Source organism: Nostoc sp., from assembly GCF_036917315.1.
GTDB lineage: Bacteria > Cyanobacteriota > Cyanobacteriia > Cyanobacteriales > Nostocaceae > Nostoc.
Genome location: NZ_JBALDR010000012.1, coordinates 41,658 through 61,684, shown reverse-complemented (window position 1 = coordinate 61,684; position 20,027 = coordinate 41,658). Strand labels below are relative to the sequence as shown.

At 41.3% G+C, this 20,027-nt stretch carries 16 protein-coding genes; 9 read left to right on the top strand and 7 right to left on the bottom strand.

Features of this window, described 5'->3' with window-relative positions; genetic code table 11:
- Positions 1-105: 105 nt before the first annotated feature.
- A complete protein-coding gene (locus tag V7K84_RS05190; protein ID WP_334836787.1) occupies positions 106-1,023 on the top strand; it encodes an alpha/beta fold hydrolase in 918 nt (305 codons plus the stop codon).
- A gap of 14 nt (positions 1,024-1,037) precedes the next feature.
- Here the strand turns inward: V7K84_RS05190 and V7K84_RS05185 are convergent, their stop codons facing one another.
- Together V7K84_RS05185 and V7K84_RS05180 are read right to left on the bottom strand one after the other, a co-directional pair.
- Positions 1,038-2,237 carry an FAD-dependent monooxygenase gene (locus tag V7K84_RS05185; RefSeq protein WP_334836962.1) on the bottom strand — a complete coding sequence of 400 codons (1,200 nt, stop codon included), beginning with the start codon at positions 2,235-2,237 and terminating at the stop codon, positions 1,038-1,040.
- A 54-nt stretch (positions 2,238-2,291) separates the two neighbouring features.
- A complete protein-coding gene (locus tag V7K84_RS05180; protein WP_292732563.1) occupies positions 2,292-3,275 on the bottom strand; it encodes a GntR family transcriptional regulator in 984 nt (327 codons plus the stop codon).
- Between the two features lie 286 nt (positions 3,276-3,561).
- Between V7K84_RS05180 and V7K84_RS05175 the strand changes: the two genes are divergently transcribed.
- From V7K84_RS05175 to V7K84_RS05155, 5 genes are all read left to right on the top strand, one after another.
- Positions 3,562-4,302: a dienelactone hydrolase family protein gene (locus tag V7K84_RS05175; RefSeq protein WP_334836786.1), complete on the top strand. Its 741-nt coding sequence runs from the start codon at positions 3,562-3,564 to the stop codon at positions 4,300-4,302.
- Positions 4,303-4,430: 128 nt separating this feature from the next.
- A complete protein-coding gene (locus V7K84_RS05170; protein WP_334836785.1) occupies positions 4,431-5,333 on the top strand; it encodes a S1 RNA-binding domain-containing protein in 903 nt (300 codons plus the stop codon).
- Between the two features lie 581 nt (positions 5,334-5,914).
- Positions 5,915-7,003: a fatty acid desaturase family protein gene (locus V7K84_RS05165; RefSeq protein WP_334836784.1), complete on the top strand. Its 1,089-nt coding sequence runs from the start codon at positions 5,915-5,917 to the stop codon at positions 7,001-7,003.
- Between the two features lie 865 nt (positions 7,004-7,868).
- Entirely contained in the window at positions 7,869-8,744 is an 876-nt protein-coding gene (locus V7K84_RS05160) for an SDR family oxidoreductase (protein ID WP_334836783.1), read from the top strand.
- A gap of 94 nt (positions 8,745-8,838) precedes the next feature.
- Complete coding sequence (locus V7K84_RS05155; protein ID WP_334836782.1) at positions 8,839-10,335, top strand: HlyD family efflux transporter periplasmic adaptor subunit; 1,497 nt, start codon at positions 8,839-8,841, stop codon at positions 10,333-10,335.
- A 112-nt stretch (positions 10,336-10,447) separates the two neighbouring features.
- Here the strand turns inward: V7K84_RS05155 and V7K84_RS05150 are convergent, their stop codons facing one another.
- On the bottom strand, positions 10,448-12,124 hold the full coding sequence (locus V7K84_RS05150) for a S8 family peptidase (RefSeq protein ID WP_334836781.1): 1,677 nt from the start codon (positions 12,122-12,124) through the stop codon (positions 10,448-10,450).
- Between the two features lie 242 nt (positions 12,125-12,366).
- Between V7K84_RS05150 and V7K84_RS05145 the strand changes: the two genes are divergently transcribed.
- Positions 12,367-12,555 carry a hypothetical protein gene (locus V7K84_RS05145; protein WP_334836780.1) on the top strand — a complete coding sequence of 63 codons (189 nt, stop codon included), beginning with the start codon at positions 12,367-12,369 and terminating at the stop codon, positions 12,553-12,555.
- 27 nt (positions 12,556-12,582) lie between these two features.
- Here the strand turns inward: V7K84_RS05145 and V7K84_RS05140 are convergent, their stop codons facing one another.
- The 3 genes from V7K84_RS05140 to V7K84_RS05130 all read right to left on the bottom strand — a co-directional run bounded on the left by V7K84_RS05140 (position 12,583) and on the right by V7K84_RS05130 (position 17,241).
- Complete coding sequence (locus tag V7K84_RS05140; protein WP_334836779.1) at positions 12,583-15,285, bottom strand: type I secretion system permease/ATPase; 2,703 nt, start codon at positions 15,283-15,285, stop codon at positions 12,583-12,585.
- The gene (locus V7K84_RS05135) at positions 15,234-16,016 is read right to left on the bottom strand and encodes a peptidylprolyl isomerase (protein WP_099102542.1); all 783 of its coding nucleotides are present in this window, start codon (positions 16,014-16,016) and stop codon (positions 15,234-15,236) included. Before V7K84_RS05135 ends, V7K84_RS05140 begins: the two co-directional genes overlap by 52 nt.
- Positions 16,017-16,419: 403 nt before the next feature.
- Positions 16,420-17,241, bottom strand: a complete 822-nt coding sequence (locus tag V7K84_RS05130) for a DUF92 domain-containing protein (RefSeq protein ID WP_334836778.1) — start codon at positions 17,239-17,241, stop codon at positions 16,420-16,422.
- A gap of 579 nt (positions 17,242-17,820) precedes the next feature.
- Between V7K84_RS05130 and V7K84_RS05125 the strand changes: the two genes are divergently transcribed.
- Entirely contained in the window at positions 17,821-18,252 is a 432-nt protein-coding gene (locus tag V7K84_RS05125) for a VOC family protein (RefSeq protein WP_334836777.1), read from the top strand.
- 49 nt (positions 18,253-18,301) lie between these two features.
- On the opposite strand, the gene V7K84_RS05120 is transcribed toward V7K84_RS05125, so the two are convergent.
- Positions 18,302-18,937 carry an esterase/lipase family protein gene (locus V7K84_RS05120; protein WP_334836776.1) on the bottom strand — a complete coding sequence of 212 codons (636 nt, stop codon included), beginning with the start codon at positions 18,935-18,937 and terminating at the stop codon, positions 18,302-18,304.
- 522 nt (positions 18,938-19,459) lie between these two features.
- Between V7K84_RS05120 and V7K84_RS05115 the strand changes: the two genes are divergently transcribed.
- On the top strand, positions 19,460-20,023 hold the full coding sequence (locus V7K84_RS05115) for a hypothetical protein (RefSeq protein ID WP_334836775.1): 564 nt from the start codon (positions 19,460-19,462) through the stop codon (positions 20,021-20,023).
- Positions 20,024-20,027: the final 4 nt, after the last annotated feature.

Genomic DNA, 20,027 nt, shown 5'->3' with positions numbered 1-20,027 from the left:
GTAGCCTCTCCAAGAGTTGTATTGGTCATTAGTCATTGGTCAAAAAATAAGGAATAATAACCATATACCAGGGACTAATGACAACTGACAAAGGACAAATGACTAATGCCTTATATTAATGTTCGTGGCGTTGAGCATTACTACGAATGGGTGAAAAAACCATCCGGTTCTTTGGTAAAACCAGTGATGGTTTTCATGCATGGTTGGGCTGGTTCGGCTAGATATTGGCAAAATACTGCCGATGCTTTATCAGAGCAATTTGATTGTTTACTCTACGATATGCGGGGATTTGGCCGTTCTGGTGGAAAGCCAACCATAGCCGAAGCAAGTGAAGCTGTTGCCGAATCTGAATCTCCCCAGGAATCACAGGCAATCAGAGAGTTAACCTATGAATTAGAGGAATACGCTGATGATTTGGCAGCTTTGTTAGATGGGTTGCATCTTCAGCGTGTGTATATCAATGCTCACTCGATGGGCGCTTCTGTTGCCACTTTATTTTTTAACCGCTATCCCGAACGAGTAGAACGAGGAATTTTAACTTGTAGCGGCATTTTTGAGTATGACGAAAAATCTTTTAGTGCCTTTCATAAATTTGGTGGCTATGTAGTGAAATTCCGTCCCAAATGGTTAAGCAAAATCCCATTTGTCGACCGGATGTTTATGGCCAGATTTTTATATAGTTCCATACCACATTCTGAGCGGCAAGCTTTTTTGGAAGATTTTCTCGAAGCAGATTACGATGCGGCTTTAGGAACAATTTTTACTTCAGTCAGTAAGGCTCAATCTGAAGTGATGCCGCAAGAGTTTGCCAAGTTAACAGTGCCGACTCTGCTTGTGGCAGGGGAGTATGACAAAATTATTCCAGCTGAGATGGGGCGTCAAGCGGCTGCATTGAATGACAAAGTGGAATTTGTGATGATTCGTAACACAGCGCATTTCCCAATGTTGGAGGATGCGCCAACTTATATGCAACGGGTACAAGAGTTTTTGCAAATTAACAGCCCACAACCACAAGTTGGATAACTGATGGCGGTTTTTTAGACAGTTAAGTGTACCTGTGTGATACCTTGACGCATTTTATATTGTCGCCTTAACCAAGACTTTTTAATTATTTTACGGAGTAAGGGAGCAAGTTGAATTAACAGCGATCGCAGCAGTGCATTTTTTCGCAGTAGTTCGCCTTGTTTAGCTTCTTCTAACTGGAGTTGCTGGGCGCGGATAATTTCTGGCTGACGTTCTGCTTGGATGTACGATAGTGCCATGTCAATATCCTGGTGTCCAGCTTCTTTTTGCAACAGTGGCACAAGATGATTAGCAGCGACAATCACATCACGGAATGCGAGATTAATTCCTTGGGCACGGACGGGAGACATTGGGTGTGCAGCATCGCCTAAAAGCAGTACCCCTGGTACGTGCCATTGTGGACAATAACCAACCACAACAGAGAGCCGAATGGGAGATTCTATGGTGTCTGCATGATTACAGAAATGCTCTGCTAGCCATGAGGGCGACAGTGAGGCAAAAATCTCTGCCCAGTTGGCTTGTTTGGAGTCAGTATTTTCGGTTGCCGACATCACCCAAGCTAGATGCAGTTTTCCTGACTCTGCTCCGTGAAAGATGGTAAATACGCGATCGCCATTTACAATTGTACGAAACACATTATCGGCTGCAAACTCAGGGCTGGCGGCAAGTTTAAACCAGAGAATATCAATATTTTTGGGCTGGCGTACCAATTCTAATCCTATACGTTGTCGCACAAGAGAATTTCTACCATCTGCCCCAATCACTAAGTCAGCAGCAAATTCTTTCCCATCGCTCAGTACTACACCTGCGACACGTTCGTTACTCCACAGCAAATCCTTGACAGGAACACCTTGGATAAATTGAAACCCATCATTGGTTTGAGCTTCCGAAATCAGTGCTTTGAGCAGTGGTGGTTGTGAAACTAGCGTACAGGGTTGGGTTGCCCCCATTGGTTCATCAACTCGAAACAACTGCTTGTCCCCGATAATGAATTCCCACGCGTCGAGTTGCCGATGGGGAATATGTTCCAACAACGCCGATAGACCCATTTGCTCTAGGGCATCTAAGCCACTGGGCATTAATCCTTCACCGCGAAATACACGATGAAAGTCTTTTGCTGCTTCAATTAACGTTACAGCAATACCACGTTTTACAAGAAGCAGGGCAAGGGTTACACCTGTTGGGCCTGCGCCCACAATCACAATCTGCACTATCCTATCCCTCCTGTATCAGTTGCTCTCAAAGATGTTGGTAGAATTATCTTGAGATTAACTTAAACCCAGTTCTCGTTTTAGCAAGTTAATTGAGTTAGCGCCGATATAATTCTCAACCTTAATCAGCTTTGGCGGACGAATAATATCTTCATCAGATGCTTGCACGGCTGCTTGCACTGCCGCAAAACTGGCTTGATCGCTTATGATTACCTCAGCCCGTTTAACCATTGCCTGAAGTTTGTAAGCATCTTTTGGTTGCGAAGTCATCACCAATAGTTCATCACCGCGCAAACCGTGGAGAATGACTTCTGCGGCTCTTGCAATCCCAGAACTGAGGCTAACTATCCCAACACAGTTTTCTTTTGGTAAGGTTTTCAATATGCTGAGTTCTTTGCTGTAGTCGTAGATATCTAGAGGAATTACTCGTGCGGCTTTTGGAGCTGCGATCGCTTCTACATTACTGATAAAATACCGACTGGTGACTACTGTCGCAGAGGTAGTTTTATCTAGCACAGCTGTTAATTCTTCCATTGCTACCAACTGGACTGGAATTTTTAGCGATCGCTCTAATTCATACACCATCAATTCACCAGCACCCATGTCATAAGATGGCACTGCAACCAGTACCCGCGCACTACAACGCAAGCGCCAGTCAATTTCCGCTAAAAATAGCTCTCTAGCTTGATTCAGCGAGCATCCTTGGGAGAGCAGTTCGTCAAGTGCTTGCTGGACAACTTGATATGCATCAGGATTTTGTTTGAGAATTGGTGATTGCAACCTACTACCGCCCTCATGACCTTGGGCGCGAACATAAATACCCGAACCAGCCATACTTTCAACAAATCCGTCTTCCTCCAGTTGACGGTAAACTTTACTAATGGTATTGCGGTGTAAACCCGTTTGCATTGCCAGCGCCCGTGTGCTTGGTAATTTGTAGGCTGGGGGATATTGTCGAGAAGCGATCGCAAATCGGATTTGATTAAACAGCTGGGTTGATGCGGGAATTTCGCTGTCTGGCTGAATACGGAATTGAATCATCACCAAACCTCCTAATACTAAGTGCTGAGTGTTGAGTTTTGAGTGCTGAGGTTTGAGTATTAAGTGTTGCTTGCCTACTCAGCACTTTTAACTCAGCACTCTTTTGCTATCCAGATGCATTTGCTACATATTTAATATTCTATTTACATATAAAGTTTTTCTGATACAAATTTTTAATGCTCTCACTATTGGTAATTGATAATTTAATTAGAAAAAAGCTAGGCATACTGGCATAGTTATATCAAATAAACACACGGCTAATCACATAGCACTGGTAAAAATTATTATGACAGAGGAAGCAACAATTACCACAACGGTTAATCTTTTGCAAGATAATATTCAAGTGTCTGCTTATCTTGCAGAGCCAAAAGAATCTGGTTCTTACCCAGGAGTTGTAGTATTACAAGAGATTTTTGGTGTCAACGTTCACATTCGGGAAGTTACAGAACGGATTGCCAAACTTGGGTATGTAGCGATCGCACCTGCACTTTTTCAACGGATTGCCCCTGGCTTTGAAACCGGATACACACCCGAAGATATTGAAACGGGCAGAAGCTACGCCATGCAAACCCAAGCCTCAGAGTTATTGAGCGATATTCAATTAGCAATTGACTACCTCAAAAATCTCTCTCAAGTAAAAAAAGATGGTTTTGGCTGTATTGGCTTCTGCTTTGGCGGTCATGTCGCATATCTTGCAGCCACCTTGCCAGATATTAAAGCTACTGCTTCCTTCTACGGTGCTGGAATTACCACTCGCACACCGGGAGGTGGCGCTCCTACTGTCACTCGTACCGAAGAAATAACAGGTACTCTCTATACCTTTTTTGGTGCAGAAGATGCTAGCATTCCAGCCGAACAAGTAGATGAGATTACAGCAGAGTTAGAAAAATATAAAATTCCTCATCGCGTGTTTCGCTACGATGGAGCTGATCACGGATTTTTCTGCGACCACCGTGCCAGTTATAATCCTAAAGCTGCGGCCGATGCTTGGGAGCAAGTAAAACAACTCTTTGGTCAACTAAACTGAAGCATACGCAGCCAAGTTAGTCATTGGTCATTAGTCATTGGTGAATAACAAAGGACAAATGACAAATGACAAATGACAATTTAAACTTCAGTTGCACCATATCAAATAACAACTAATCTTCAAAAGTCATGAATTCCGAATCGAAACTTTCTCAAACAGCCAATTCGCCCTTTACAATGGACGATTTTGCCAAAGCACTAGAAAAACACGACTACCAATTTCAAAAGGGACAAATTGTACATGGCAAAGTTTTCCAACTTGACCATGATGGAGCCTATGTTGATATTGGTGGTAAGTCGTCAGCTTTTCTGCCGCGCGATGAGGCTTCTTTGAGAGCAGTTACTGATTTATCGGAAGTGCTGCCATTGCAAGAGGATATGCAGTTTTTGATTATCCGAGATCAAGATGCAGAAGGGCAAGTTACCCTTTCTCGAAAGCAGTTGGAAATTCAGCACATCTGGGAACGACTGACCGAAATGCAGGAAAATGCTCAGACTGTGCAAGTACGGGTTATGGGTGTGAATAAAGGTGGTGTCACCGTCGATATTCTTTCTTTGCGGGGATTTATTCCGCGATCGCACTTGGCAGAGCGTGATAATTTAGAAGCACTCAAAGGTCAAAATCTGACTGTGGGTTTTTTGGAAATTAATAAAAACACCAACAAACTCATCCTTTCTCAACGTTTAGCAACTCGTTCTAGCAACTTCAGCCTATTAGAACTAGGTCAACTGGTGGAAGGTAAAGTTACTGGCATCAAACCTTTTGGTGTATTTGTCGATTTAAGTGGGATGAGCGCCTTACTTCATATCAAGCAGGTAAGCCAGAAATTCATTGATTCTCTAGAAAAAGTATTTCAAGTTGGCCAGCCAATTAAAGCTGTAATTATTGACTTGGATGAGGGTAAAGGGCGGGTTGCTCTTTCTACCAGAGTTTTGGAAAACTTCCCTGGCGAAGTGCTAGAAAATTTTGATGAGGTCATGGCTTCAGCTGAGGCGCGTGCTAATAGAGCTAATAACAAAGCGTCTGAATAGTTTTGAGGTGGGCTGCTTGTACAAAGTATAAATAGTGCGTAGGCGTAGCTCTGCGTAGACATCGCACCTGCGATATGTAGGATTAATCGGTGAATACTGCCCAAAAATTGAGCAAAAATCCAAATTGTGGGTTATTTTATTACTCCCCCTGCATCTATAAAGATGTGGGGGGTTGAAATTGGGAAAGTTTTTAACTATCTCACGTTTTTTAGTACTTTGTCAAGCTAGTATCGAGGGTTTTTAGTAAGCACTTTAGTGATTAGAAAATAAAGACTAAAGCTATTACTAAAAAATTTATTACCTACTAAGATAAACTTGACATCCTAATAGCCTCTAGCTAGTAATGTGGGTAAAATAATAATTTTAGTCAGCTTCAGATAACTTTCACTTTAAACCACAGAAATTATTCTGAGGAAGACGTGTAGGCAATGCCAAAATTATGCAAGAGGTCTACCGCAGAAATATTTTGTGTTACGATTTAGATACTTATTTTAGTTGTGAATTTAATTATTCCAGTTGAAAAACGCTACGATTTGCCGCAAAACTTTACCCAGTGAAATTATCTAACTGAAAAATTATTTATGAATGTTAGTACAGATCGGACACTTATTCACCAGAAAATATATGCGAAAGAATTACGTTCTCTGATGCCACCTGAAGCATTTATCCCCGATCCAAGTAAGTTAATTATATTGTTCATTAATCTGGCAATTTTGATATTAGGTTGGATGATAGCGGCGCGGTTAGATTCTTGGTCGCCATACCTTTTATGGCTTTATGTACCTTTAAGCATAGTTATGGGTAATAGCGTGGTTGTCTTACTATTTAGCACCCACGATTTGATGCATGGTAGCGTGATTAAAAACCCCCGATTAATCTATATCATTAGCTTTTTAGGATTAACAATGTTGTGGATGCCACCAACGTTATGGAAAGCAGTTCATAACCGGGTGCATCATAATCACACTAATGATTTGAGCGACCCAGATCGTAATTACTTATATGAACAATCTTCAACCTGGGGAAAATGGATTCAGGACTTATTTGTACCTTCAACTGAAGTCAATCCTATATGGTTCATAGTGGGATTGACTTCAGCTTGGGGAGTACATACTTTTCGCAATCTGACATCTGTGCTATTTTTCAATGATGAATCCGTCGATTATGTTCCTGCTGCATTTACAGTCAGTGCTAAAGATCGTCGGGCGATCGCAGGAGAATTATTGATGATGATCGTGATTCATCTCAGCATTCTCATCTATCTGCAATTTGACCCCATAAAGCTCATACTTGGTTACTTTTTACCGATTGCAATTGGTTATGCTGGAGTAATTTTTTATATTTATACAAATCATTTACTTTGTCCGATGACCAACGTTAACGATCCATTAATTAATAGTATGTCTCTCCGGGTTTATAAAATATTTGACCTGTTGCATTTAAATTTTTCCCACCACACTGAACATCACATTTTTCCAGCAATTAACTCTGACTATTATGTTATGGTTAGGGATTTGTTAGAAACTCACTATTCTGAAAACTTTAATTTATTGGATGCTGGCGAAGCTTGGTATTTGCTGCTGAAAACTCCCCGGCATTATAGAGATGAAAATACTCTTACAGATTGGTCAGGTAAAAAGTCTGTTCCTTGTCCTACAAGCGACAGTTAAAAAGGTTTATTGCAAATGAATACGCTGCTAAATACTGAGGATTTTGCAAGAAATATTGACCACAGTCCAAGCCAGGGAATAAGCCGAAAAAGTCATGATGAACAATAACTAGTTACTTGATAGAAACAATATATCAAGTCGAATTTAATAAGCAAAATGGCATTTGACTTACTCAAACCCCAGTTTGCTTACTCAAAAGCTGTGTTTGCTTTCTCATTTCAGTGTTTTCCGCAAGCAAAATTACGTTTGACTTATTCAAACCCCGGTTTGCTTTCTCATTTTGGTGTTTTCCGCAAGTAAAATGACGTTTGACTTATTCAAACCCCAGTTTGCTTTCTCATTTTGGTGTTTTCCGCAAGTAAAATGACGTTTGACTTATTCAAACCCCAGTTTGCTTTTTCATTTTGGTGTTTTCCGCAAGCAATCAAGCATATTAAGAAAGCAATATGCTTGATTGCTGACTCATACCAGTAATTCTCACAGTTATGACAACTGTTCCTTTAATATTACTTTTCTCTATCTTTATCTAATGCTTCTTGAATTGCACGACGGCAAAACTCTTACGATCTTTCTTTAATTGCTTCTTTATTCATTGTTTTGCCTCCTCTGCATCCCCGACATCCCCCTTTTTCGTGTTCCACCCTCCTATTACTCTATCCCCGACATCTACAAAAATATGGGGGATCATTTTCAGAGTATTAAAATAAATAAGGTGTGACTTATTGGCGTGAGACTATCTTGAGCATGGTAACAAAGTATAAAAATATGCTCATATCTCTTTTTAAGTATTGCTCGATGGATTTTGATCCTATATCGAGCATTTTGACAACTATAAACGCTGTAACTATTCAATTTAGGTATTTGTATGTTTCTGGTAACTGGAGCAACGGGAGGAATTGGTCGCAGAGTTGTGCGACTCCTACGACAACGAGAACAGTCTGTGCGGGCATTTGTCCGCCTTACCTCGCGCTATAGCGAGTTAGAACACCGAGGTGCAGAAATCTTCATTGGTGACTTGCTAGAGGAAAAAGATATCCAGAAAGCTAGTCAGGGTGTGCGGTATATTATCAGCACCCACGGTTCTGATAGCGATGCCCTATCGTTAGATTACCGCGCCAATATTGAACTCATCGACCAGGCAAAAGCCAATGGCGTAGAGCATTTTGTCTTCATTTCCGTACTGGGAGCCGATCGCGGTTATGAAAATGCTCCCGTTTTCAAAGCTAAACGAGCAGTAGAGCAATATTTGGCAGCTAGTGGCTTAAATTACACTATTTTACGCCCATCTGGATTAGCATCTAACTTGCTGCCACTGGTAGAAAGATTTCGGGAAACGGGATTGTATCTGCTTGTTGGCGATCGCAAAAACCGTACCTCAATTGTCAGTACTGATGATTTGGCAAAGATAGTTGTGGATTCTGTGACAGTTGAAGGCGCTCGTAACCAGATTTTACCCGTCGGAGGTCCAGAGATTTTATTGCGAGAAGATATTCCCCGGATTTTTGGTCGGATTTTCGCCAAAGAACCAGTAATAATTAACTCACCCCTATTTGTCATTGATGGGTTACAGGGTGCATTGGGTTTATTTAATCCCAAAATCCAAAAAGCTTTGGGAACTTATCGCACATTGCTAGCCAATGAATTTTTCTGTACAAAAGATGAAATTGCCAATTTAGAGGCGATTTTTAACTTTCAATTAGAGACATTAGACAGTTTTTTGCGGCGCTATTTAGCAGTTTGAATTAAACATTAGTCATTAGTCATTAGTCATTTGTCATTAGTGAATAACAAAGGACAAATGACTAATGACAAAGGACAAAGGATAAAGAACACAAATGAAATCTTCTCTAGCTGCAAATGCTGCTCAAGCACGTCAGACAAAAGAGCGATTCGCCAAACCAGAGGAACAACTTACTTATGAATTGGGGAAGGCAGTACAGGAATTGCCGCCCCTGTACACTAGATTATTAGCGGGAACGATGACCGCCATCGTATTTGGGGCGATCGCCTGGGCGTACTTCTCTCAAATAGATGAAGTAGCAACAGCACCAGGAGAATTAATTGCTTCTACACAGGTAAGACCGGTGACATCTTTGGGTGGAGGATCGATTGTCGCTGTTAAAGTGCAAGAAGGCGATCGCGTTACTAAAGGTCAAATTCTGATTCAAAAAGATCCAGACTTGCAAATAACCGATGTTTCCCGCCTAGCCAAATCTACTAGATTGATTCAAGACGATTTACAGCGTTTAGATGCAGAACGTGTTGGAGGTAAAACTACTGGGACGAAAGTGCAAGATGAACTTTTAAACTCCCGCCTGCAAGACTTCCAAGCTCGTCAAGCAGCGGCGGAAGCAGAAGCAAATCGTCAAATAGCACTCATCGATCAAGCCAAAGTCCGCTTGAGCAGGTTGCAAGATAACTTGGTTAATGCTAAAAGCAGCTTTGCAAATTCTCAAACCAACCTTGTCAATGCAGATAGCATCCGAATTAAAATTGAAAGTAATTTAGCCCTGGCTCAAGAAAGGGAAAAAAGCCTACGCACTCTAATTACTCCTGGCGCTGTGCCTCGTGTAGATTACCTGGATGCTCAAGAAAGATTAACTCGTGCAAAAACAGAAATCACCAGAGCGCAAGATGAAGTCATCAACGCCCAGAATAGAATCACAGAGGCTCAAGATAAAGTCACATCATTAGAAAAAGATATTGCTGCTCAAGTCCAAGAAATTCGCCAAGCAGAACAAGCTTACAACGCTGCACGCAGTCAGGCCCAGCGTGTAGCATCAGAACGACAAAGCGAAATTTTGACGCAGTTTAATAAGCGTAAAGAAGAACTGACAACTGTTCAAGGTCAATTAGAGCAGGCGAGGAAGCAACAAGCTTTAGAAACGATTGAGGCTCCCGTAGCCGGTACAATTTATAAAGTCAAAGCCACCAAGGGACCAGTTCAATCGGGTGAAGAATTGCTGTCAATTTTGCCGGAAGGGGAAGAAATGCTTCTAGAGGTGAAAGTTCTCAACCGCGATATTGGGTTTATTCGTCAAGGAATGAAGGCAAAAGTGAAAATGGCAACTTTTCCCTTCCAAGAATTTGGCATTGTGGATGGCGAAGTTATGCAAGTCAGTCCAAATGCCATTGCTGATAAAGAATTGGGTTTAGTTTTTCCGACGAGAATTAAGCTAAATAGACACGCAGTGAATGTTCGAGGTCAAGAAGTAGAATTTACACCAGGGATGGCTGCTACAGGTGAAATTGTCACTCGGAAAAAGTCAATATTGACATTCATCACTGAGCCTGTGACACGGCGATTCAATGAGGCATTTTCCGTTAGGTAGGATAGGAAAGTTTGTTAGATTAGCGACAAGTAAGGGTTTAGCATTGTTAAACCCCTACATTTATTCAGGACAGACAAGCACTATTGAACTTAACTGCAAATCGCTATAATTTTCAAGCTATACCCAAAAATTTTCTATACCGATCTACTTGTGTTTGCATTCCCTCTAGTCGTTTGACAAAATCTGGATTATTCTCATCCTGATTGCTATTCACATTGATACTGCCCAGAATATTCTCATAGTTTTGAAATTGCGACCATAATTCTGGATTTGTTGATCTGTTATTACCTTCGGCTGATATCAGATATTTTGTGGTTTCTGTAATTGCCTGACCAATTACAGGGTTAAAATCAGAATTATTCCAACTTGCGATCGTTTCTGGTGTTAGATATCTTGTGGGTTCTGTAATTCCCTGACCGATTAGAGAGCCAAAATTGGAACTATTAAAACTAGAGTTTGTAGCTTGTGTGTTATTTCCTGCGGTTTGTGCAATCACCTGACTCGCTAGAGAACTGACATTAGAAATTTTAAAACTAGAGCTTGTAGTTTGTGTGTTATTGACTGCGGTTTGTGCAATCACTTGACTTGCTAGAGAACTGACATTAGAAATCTTCAAACTAGAGCTTGTAGTTTGTGTACTATTTCCTGCGGTTTCTGTGACAATCTGACGTACTTGGGCATCAGTCAGGTTGGAGTTAGCACTAAGCATCAGGGCAACGATACCAGCAACGTGGGGAGCAGCCATAGATGTGCCGCTATAAGTTGCATACTGATTATTCGGAACTGATGAATAAACCTTGACTCCTGGAGCTGTGACGTAAGCGATTGGATTTGTTCCAGAGCGGTTAGAGAAGTCGGCCAAATTATTATTCTTATCTACTGCCCCAACGGCAATTCCCGACTTGGATGCATAGCGGGCGGGATAGTCTGGTGATGAGTCACCATCATTACCTGCTGCCATGACGACAATTACTCCTTTACTGCTGGCATAGTTAATGGCTGACTCTAAAGTGCGATTGGAAGATCCGCCTCCTAAACTGAGGTTAATCACATTAGCTCCATTATCTACAGCGTAACGAATACCTTTAGATATGGAACTATAGGAACCAGAGCCAGAGCTATCTAAAGCTTTGACAGCCATAATCTTGGCATCATAAGCAATACCAGTGACACCGTAGTTATTATTTTCTCCTGCGATCGTGCCGGAAACATGAGTACCATGACCGTTGTCATCTAGAGTGTTGTTGTTTTGATCGGCAAAGTTCCAACCGTAATTATCATCAACATAGCCATTGCCATCATCATCTATACCGTTACCTGCAATTTCCTTGGTATTCGTCCAGATATTATTTTTTAAATCCTCGTGGTTGTAGTCAACTCCAGTATCTACAACAGCGACAACAACGCCTTTACCTGTATATCCCTGTGCCCATACTTCCGGTGCTTTAACCAGGTCTGCTCCCCAATTATTGCCACCAAGATCGGGAACATCAGCAAAGGTATTTTTACCAATAGCTCTAGCCACTGCTGCTGCTCCATTAATCAAGCCATAGCCATTAGTAGAGTTATAATTTTGAGTGCTAAAAGCATTATTAGTAGCGTTATTGCTATTTTTAGATTCATCGTTATTTAGCAACTGCACATCAGCATCGGCTGAGTTATAGCTACTACGTCTGTTGAAGTTGAGGCTGTAGTTATCTTTTGTATTAAAGCTATCTAATGAGGAGATTGAAGTGGCATTTAGCTGTTTCTTTGACAATATATTGTTATTAACATCATCAATGTGCATAAATTTTTTCTCAAAGATAGCAACCGTTTTTGACAGGTTGAAGCCTTGAAACCTTTACAATCAAAAGATTTCAATGTGCGAATAAACTTCATTCTCAATAATTACTATGGAATTTAATAACAAAATGCTAATTTTATTACCAAAAAACATTATGACAATTACGTTTTTTTTAAGAGTAACTTTATCGAGTAAATATTAAATATTTGAGGTGTATTAATGGAGACTAATGCAAAAATTGCAACATGGCGTTATCGACTCCTTTTGTTACTCTTAAAACTGTTGCGATCGCTAGCTATAAAAATATTTATATTACTCAGACTGGAGCAAGGATAATTATTGAAATCAGCAAAATTAAAATGGCGAACGGAGTTATGCTCCATTCGCCAAAAGCTATGTTTAAGCCGCTTTGCAAAGGTTTATCTTTTATATAGCCACAAGCTTTGAGTTAGTTAAATCTATTAAATGTTTGCTTGCTGCCGTTGATATAGTGACCAATACAAACCCTTTTGTTGCAACAATTGTGAGTGAGTACCACGTTCGGCAATCACGCCTTGCTCCAATACCAAAATCAAGTCGGCACGTTTAAGGGGAGCAAAGCGGTGAGCAATCAGGAACACGGTACGGTTGGCGGAAATTTTTTGCAGGTTTTGCAGCACTTGTTGTTCAGTTTCACTATCCAAGGCACTGGTAGCTTCATCTAAAACTAAAATCGGCGCTTGGGAAAGAAATAACCTTGCCAGAGCAATGCGTTGTCTCTGTCCACCAGATAAAGCTGTACCGCGTTCGCCAACATTGGTTTCGTAACCGTAGGGTAATTGACTAATGAAGTCGTGTGCCACGGCTAATCTTGCCGCCTCTACAACTTGCTCTGCGGTAATGTCAGGACTACCGAGAGTGATATTTTCCAAAATAGAACCGTTAAATAAAAAGTCTTCTTGGAGAACTACACTAACTTGTTGCCGCAGTGAGGCTAAATCGGCACTTTTTATATCAAAACCATCAATCAGGATGCGTCCTGATTCAATTTGATAGAGGCGTTGCAATAGCTTAGACAGGGTACTTTTCCCAGAACCACTACGTCCGACAATGCCAACAAACTGCCCTGGTTCGGCACTGAAAGAGATTCCTCGCAGAATTGCTTCAAAGTTTGGCCGGTAGCGGAAAAATACTTGCTCGAAGGTGACTTGTCCTTTCAGGGGTGGTAAAACTAAGCCAGTTCCCAGTTCAGCTTCTGGGGAGACGTTGAGAATGTCACCAATGCGATCTACAGAAAGCAGCACTTGTTGAAGGTTTTGCCACAACTGTACTAAGCGCAAAAGCGGGCCTGTGACTCTACCAGACAGCATTTGAAATGCAACAAGCTGTCCAATTGTGAGCTTTTGTTCGATGACTAACTTGGCACCAAACCAGAGAATCAGCATGGTGGACAAATTAGTAAGAAAATCACCAATGTTGCTGCTGATATTGGAGGTGGTAGAAGCTTTAAAGCCTGTGCGAATGAAGCGGGCAAATAAGCCTTCCCAGCGATCGCGGGCTACTGGTTCGGCCGCGTGGGCTTTAACGGAGTGAATTCCGGTGATTGTCTCTACTAGAAACGATTGACTATCGGCACTCCGGTTAAAGGTCTCGTTGAGCCAGTTACGCAGAATTGGTGTTGCAACTATCGTTAATGTGGCAAAGAGTGGCAGTACTGCTAAAGCCACAAAGGTGAGTGGGACGTTATAGTAAAACATCAATGCCAGGTAAACCACAGCAAAGATGCTATCCAGAATCACAGTTAATGCTGTACCTGTGAGAAACTGACGAATTTGTTCGAGTTCCTGGACTCTTGCTACTGTGTCTCCGACGCGCCGAGACTCAAAATAAGCCAAAGGCAAACGCATCAGATGGCGAAATAGCTGCGCTGATAAACTCAAATCCAGACGACGAGCTGTATGGGTAAAGATAAATAGGCGCAGAATGCCCAGTACGGACTCAAATATGGCTACGCATAAAAGTGCCAGCGCCATCACATCGAGAGTCGGCAAACTCCCCTGCACCATCACTTTATCAATGACGACTTGGGTAATTAGCGGTGTTGTTAACCCCAAAAGCTGCAAGGTAAAAGATGCTAACAATACTTCCGCGAGCAATCCTTTATACTTCCAAACTGCTGGAGTAAACCAACTGAGGTTAAATTTTTCTTGCTGGGATATGAGTTCTACTTGCCACAATTGTCCATCCCAAGACGCCTCAACTATGGACTGCGGCAAGCTTTCACAAGTCCGTTCGGGATTTAGAGGATTAGCGATAATTAAGCGATCGCCTTTAACTCCATAAGCTACCACCCAGGATGGACTCTGGGGTGAGTCAGAATTCCACAGCAATAAAGCTGGAAATGACAACTGTCGCAACTCACCCCAATTCACTTGTAAGCGCCGCATCACTAACCCTAACTTTTCTGCTGCTTCCACAACCTGTTTTGGGCGTTGTCCTCTGAGTTGACGCTGCACCCATTCCAGTTGCACAGAATTTTCTAGTTGTTGCGCCACCATTGTTAAACACGCAGCAGCGGTATTCCAACTGGCAACAAAGGGATAAATTGCAGCGATCAAATTGGCGGCTGGGAGTCCTTTTTGGGGTTGGAGGCTGTGGGGGCTGGAAGTCCCGTCTGAGGTTGATGTTATTGAAGGAGTGCTAGAGAAGGAAAATGTCTCCCTTTGTCCCTCCATCTCTACTGGTAACGCTTGCCAAAATTCCTGAATTTGTGGGTGAGAAAATTCTGTCCACAGCGCAGTGTCCCAACAAACTACTATCACTTCTTTACTAGCAGCTACAGCTTTAAAATCCGCAGATAGCTTTTGGAAGTCGCCAAACCAATCCCCTGCATCTAGGGCGGCTATTGGTTTGCCAATACCCTCTTCTCGCAAGCGGACTTTCCCAGCCACAATTAAAAATTGATAGCCACCGACATCGTTTGACCAGATTTTCTCTCCAAGACGATACTGGCGGGTTTGACACTCATTTTCTAATCGGGATTGTTGTTCGGGAGTCAGCCAGGATAGCGGTGGCTGATTCCAAGGCAAAGAAGCTAGCACTTTTAATCGTAAAGATTCATTATCCAGAGTTTTTAACTCACTTGTAATTTGACTGTCAGTTTTTGAATTTTCTCTGCTAGCCATTTTTCAAACAACTCATTTTGTAGTGCTTGCTGTAGTTGAGTATCTTCTAAAGACGCTGGTAGAAATTGTTCTACTCGAAACAAACCATAAGGCCCTTCTCCTTGGGGAGAGTCTTTGCCAACGATTTCTATTGGGCCTATCAATTGTCCAGGACTGGCCACATCAATAGCTGCCCGTAATATATCCGGCATACTACCTCGGCTGACGATTCCCATCATGCCATTCACAATTCGGTCATCTGAAAGGGAGTACTCTTTGGCTAGTTGCTCAAAACTACCTCCTTCTTCTATTTGGGTTTGGAGTTCGTCTGCCAATTCTCGATTATCAACAACAATCCGGGAAAGTACTACCCGATCCAAGAAAATCTTGCGTTCAATAAAATATTCTGGGAGTTTTGTTTGTGTCACTACAGCTTTCAGCTTTTCTAACTTGTAACCAAAAGCAACCGATGTGTGAAAGGTAGCGTAATCCGTGTTATTTGTTTTTAACCATTCTTGAAAACTTTGGGGATCGGTAAGTTGATTTTTCAGCCTAAAGTCAATAATTGACTGTTCAGTTATTGCGGTACCAATTTCAATATCATCTCGTGTTCTGATTTCTTCCTCAATTACGTACTGCCGCAGAATATCCCCAATGAACTGTCCCAATTTTCCAGAGGCTTGCAGGTACTTTACTGCTTGCTCTATAGAAATTATTTGGTCATTAATTGTCAAAAATGATAAAGATTCCATGAACTAATTATGTGAAAATGGTTAAACACTTATAGGACTTTTAAATTAAATCATATAGAAATCATCTGGTCATTCATGGATAAATATGATAAAGATTCAATGAACTAATTACATCTAAATGGTCAAAAAATTATATAGCTACTAAATAAAATAATTTGCCACAATCACTTTTACAGTCTAATGGGGACAAAATCAGGATTGAAAATATTAGTGGTGGCGCAGTAGTAAGGCAAATTAGTTATTTTCTACCAATGCTCTTCAAGAGTGCTGAGTGCTGAGTTTTGAGTGCTGAGTGGGGAATATGGAACTGGTAACGGGCTAAATGCCGCACTATCAGCTAACGGAATTGTTTTGCTCAATGCCCCACTTAAACGAGTAATAGTAATTGTTTATTCTCGTCAGCCTAGTTAATGAAAGTTATCCATGTCCAAGCAAGTAGCACAGATGCGATCGCACCGATTAATGTATTAAAAATATTTACTACTTCATTGGTCAACCAAGTATACTTAGATTGCAGTGTTGCGCCAATCACACTTTCTAGGTTGGTGGCAATAAATGCTGCCAGTACACACCAAGCGACTCCTAATAGATCGATTAAACCAACTCCCCAACCCACAAGTGCGATCGCTACAGAAGCCACAATTCCAGCTAAAGTTCCCTCCAAGCTTACCGCTCCTTCTGTACCGCGAGGTACTGGTTGGAGTGTGGTAATCAAAAAGGTGTTTTTACCATAAGCTTTACCGACTTCGCTGGCAGTAGTGTCAGCCAGCTTTGTACTGAAACTCGCTACATAGGCTAGTAATAGTAGGGACTGGAGACTTGTACTGAGCGAAGCCGAAGTATTGGGGATTAGCGACTGGGGATTAGGTACGAGGAATCCCGAATTTATTATTCCTACTCCCAAAGCACACAGCGCCCCAGTCAAAGCCGAACCCCAAACATTTTCTGGGCCTCTTGCCCCAGAACGCTTTTCGGCAATTCCTTCTGCCTCCTTCTGCGCCATACCGATGCGGGTAACGCCAGAACCAACCAAAAAATAGAACATTACTACTGCATATCCTTGCCAGCCTAGAGTTACCCAAATTAAGATGGCCAAAAACCAGGCGTGGAATAATCCAGCAGGGGTAAGTAGCTTTTTCGGAGCAATCCAAGCTAAACCCAATAAAATTGTGTTTAATACTACTGCTACTAACCAGGGATTTACAGAATCTATTGAGGATGACATCAGCAATTAATCATGAGTAATTTTGTCTGAATATCAACAGAATAACGAATTTGTGATGCTTAGTGCTTTATTTTGAAACCTCTCTAAGTAAAGTAATATGTTTGTATTATTAACTAAATTGCGTAGGCATCACTCTGAAAACTGAGTGTCAAACCATCAATGATGTCTTAGAGGATGTTTGAAAAGTCTGTAGTAGTGTATCAAATATTTGTTTACCCCACCCTAACCCTCCCCTTGTTAATGGGAGGGAACTGGATTATTTTATCTCCCCCTTTCTAAGGGCAGGGCTGTTTCATTCCCTAAAAGGCTCTGATTTACAAGCGTTTCAAGCAAAAAAGTCAGGTGACTAAAAAATACGCTGCAATGATTAAACAAAATGCAAAACTTCTTTTGAGTTAGATAAATTCTTCTCCGTAGCCGCAGAGTACGTGGCTGAGTATTACTTAGTTCCCAATATTAGTAATAAGGATAAATAATATAAGTTAATATCAATAAAAACTGTGTTCAAATTAACCACAATCAAAACTTAATAGCATAAATTGTAGATAGCATAAATTACTAGTCCTTTTCACATAAGCCATGAGCCAAACTTTATTCCATCTAGCTTTTCCTGTAACTGACATTGCCCAAACAAAAGCATATTATGTAGATGGTTTGGGCTGCATTCCTGGTCGTGAAAACCACCATGCCCTGATACTCAATCTCTACGGTCATCAATTAGTGGCTCATGTCACAAAAGAACCTTTGACACCACAACAAACTATCTATCCCAGACACTTTGGGCTAATTTTTACTCAAGAACGTGACTGGCAAGACTTACTACAAAGGGCAGAACAACAACAACTACTTTTTCGTGAAGAAACCAAAAATCGTTTTGTCGGTTCTCCTCTTGAGCATCGCACTTTCTTTTTAGAAGATCCCTTTTCTAATCTCATGGAGTTCAAGTATTATCGTCACCCAGAGGCTATTTTTGGGAGTTATGAACATACGCAAATTGGGGATAGAACTTAAAAAATTAAAAATTAAAAATCAAGTAATGCAAGCCTAAGAAGTATCCTGGTTAATGACTGGATTTTTTATTCAGCAAGGGTAACTGAATAGGCTTTTGTAAAGCTGCTGTGACTACTCTTAAGCTCCTGGGGTCTGTCAGCATCCAAGGGTGTAGAGTAACTGGTACTATAACTTGGCTCCCTACGGGCATTTGTGAACTATTTGCTGGGACAATCATTAAATCATAAGGTGTCCAGATAGACGTAAAATCTATCTGCCCCAACATTACAGCATCAGAATTTAAATCCTTGAGAAAAATGCTGTCGGGGCGCATTTGTAGGCAACCAGGACGCCCAGAACCATAAGCAACCACTGTTCCATAATGGGGCGAAGAGATGGTAATAAACCGCTGCACGCGGTTTATTCCTCCCAATCGCTGAACATAGTAACGGCTGACAATTCCTCCCATACTGAAGCCGATTAAATCTAGGCGTTGTTCTGGTGCAAAGGTCGCTGTAACATAATCTGCTACTTGTTTTGCCAATTCATCAAGACCCACATCACCATTGTTAGGAACTAGATTCAGGCTATATACAGAGCAACCCTCTAGTCTTAATTGAGCCGCCATTCTATGGAAAACTGCCTCTGTGTCGTCAATGCCGTGTATTAACAAAACGGGATTGCGTTGTTGATTTTTAATGTTCATTTACAAAATCTGGCTGAATTAATGGGTGTATTTCACTTTTGTAGGTACATACTGCTCTACAAACTGAAGTTATTGCTTTTCGGATTCTTTCTTTATAAAAATATTGTGGCAAACAAAACTGAAATGATTTTAAAGATAGTTTGTATAAAATTTAACTAATTTATCTTGCCATCTGCCATTCGGCTATGACACTCTTTCCACTGCTTGAGAGTAAACTGCTTGATTAACTTCAATTGGGTATTTACCAAACAAAGAAATGTTAATTATTGTAAAGCTTGCTTTCAGAATCTTGCTCTTAGCTACAGTAAAATTTAATAATTAGTTCTCGGTGTGTGCAGGTTGCAAATGCTTGCAATAGAACATTTGCCCTGTGGTTTTACTACAATGTTAATTAAGCACAAACCTATAAGGGTTGTCACCAGAACCGCGTGACGACAAGTAGATAATGTAACATTTTGTCGTAATTTTTAACAATTACGGTCTAGTTACAAATATAAAAGGTAAAAGGCAGGAGTAATTGTAATGGATTTTATCAAAAAGTTAATTTCGGGTATTCAGGGTTTTCTTGGCGGTATTTTGGGTTTCATTACCGGACTGTTACCAGGGAAGAAAAAAAGCAACGGCTACTTCTTAGAATTGGACGAAGCTAAAGATGCTGCCAAAGATGCTGCTAAAGAGGTAGCATCGAATGCTAAGAAAGTAGCAGAGACAGTTACATCCACAGTTGCATCGAATGCTAAGAAAGTAGCAGAGACGATTACATCAGAAGCACCAACTCCATCTAAGCCAGATTCATTGAACGGAACAAAAACTGCCGCGGCTAAGACTAAGGCTAAGGAAAAATCAGCTAAAAATCCCAAACCAGCCGACGTTCAACTAGTCCAGACTGCTGAGGGTCTTAAAGTTGAACCGGGCAAAAATGCAAAAGCCGCAGCAGCCAAAGTACTCAAAGAGCAGCCTACTGAAACAACCTTTGCACCAAAATATCTTGCTCCTTCGACTACTAGCTCTAATGGTCGTCGTCGTCCAGGAGCGAATATGAGTGCTTATCTAGACATGGCGCGTCAGATTAAAACACCTAAATAATTCA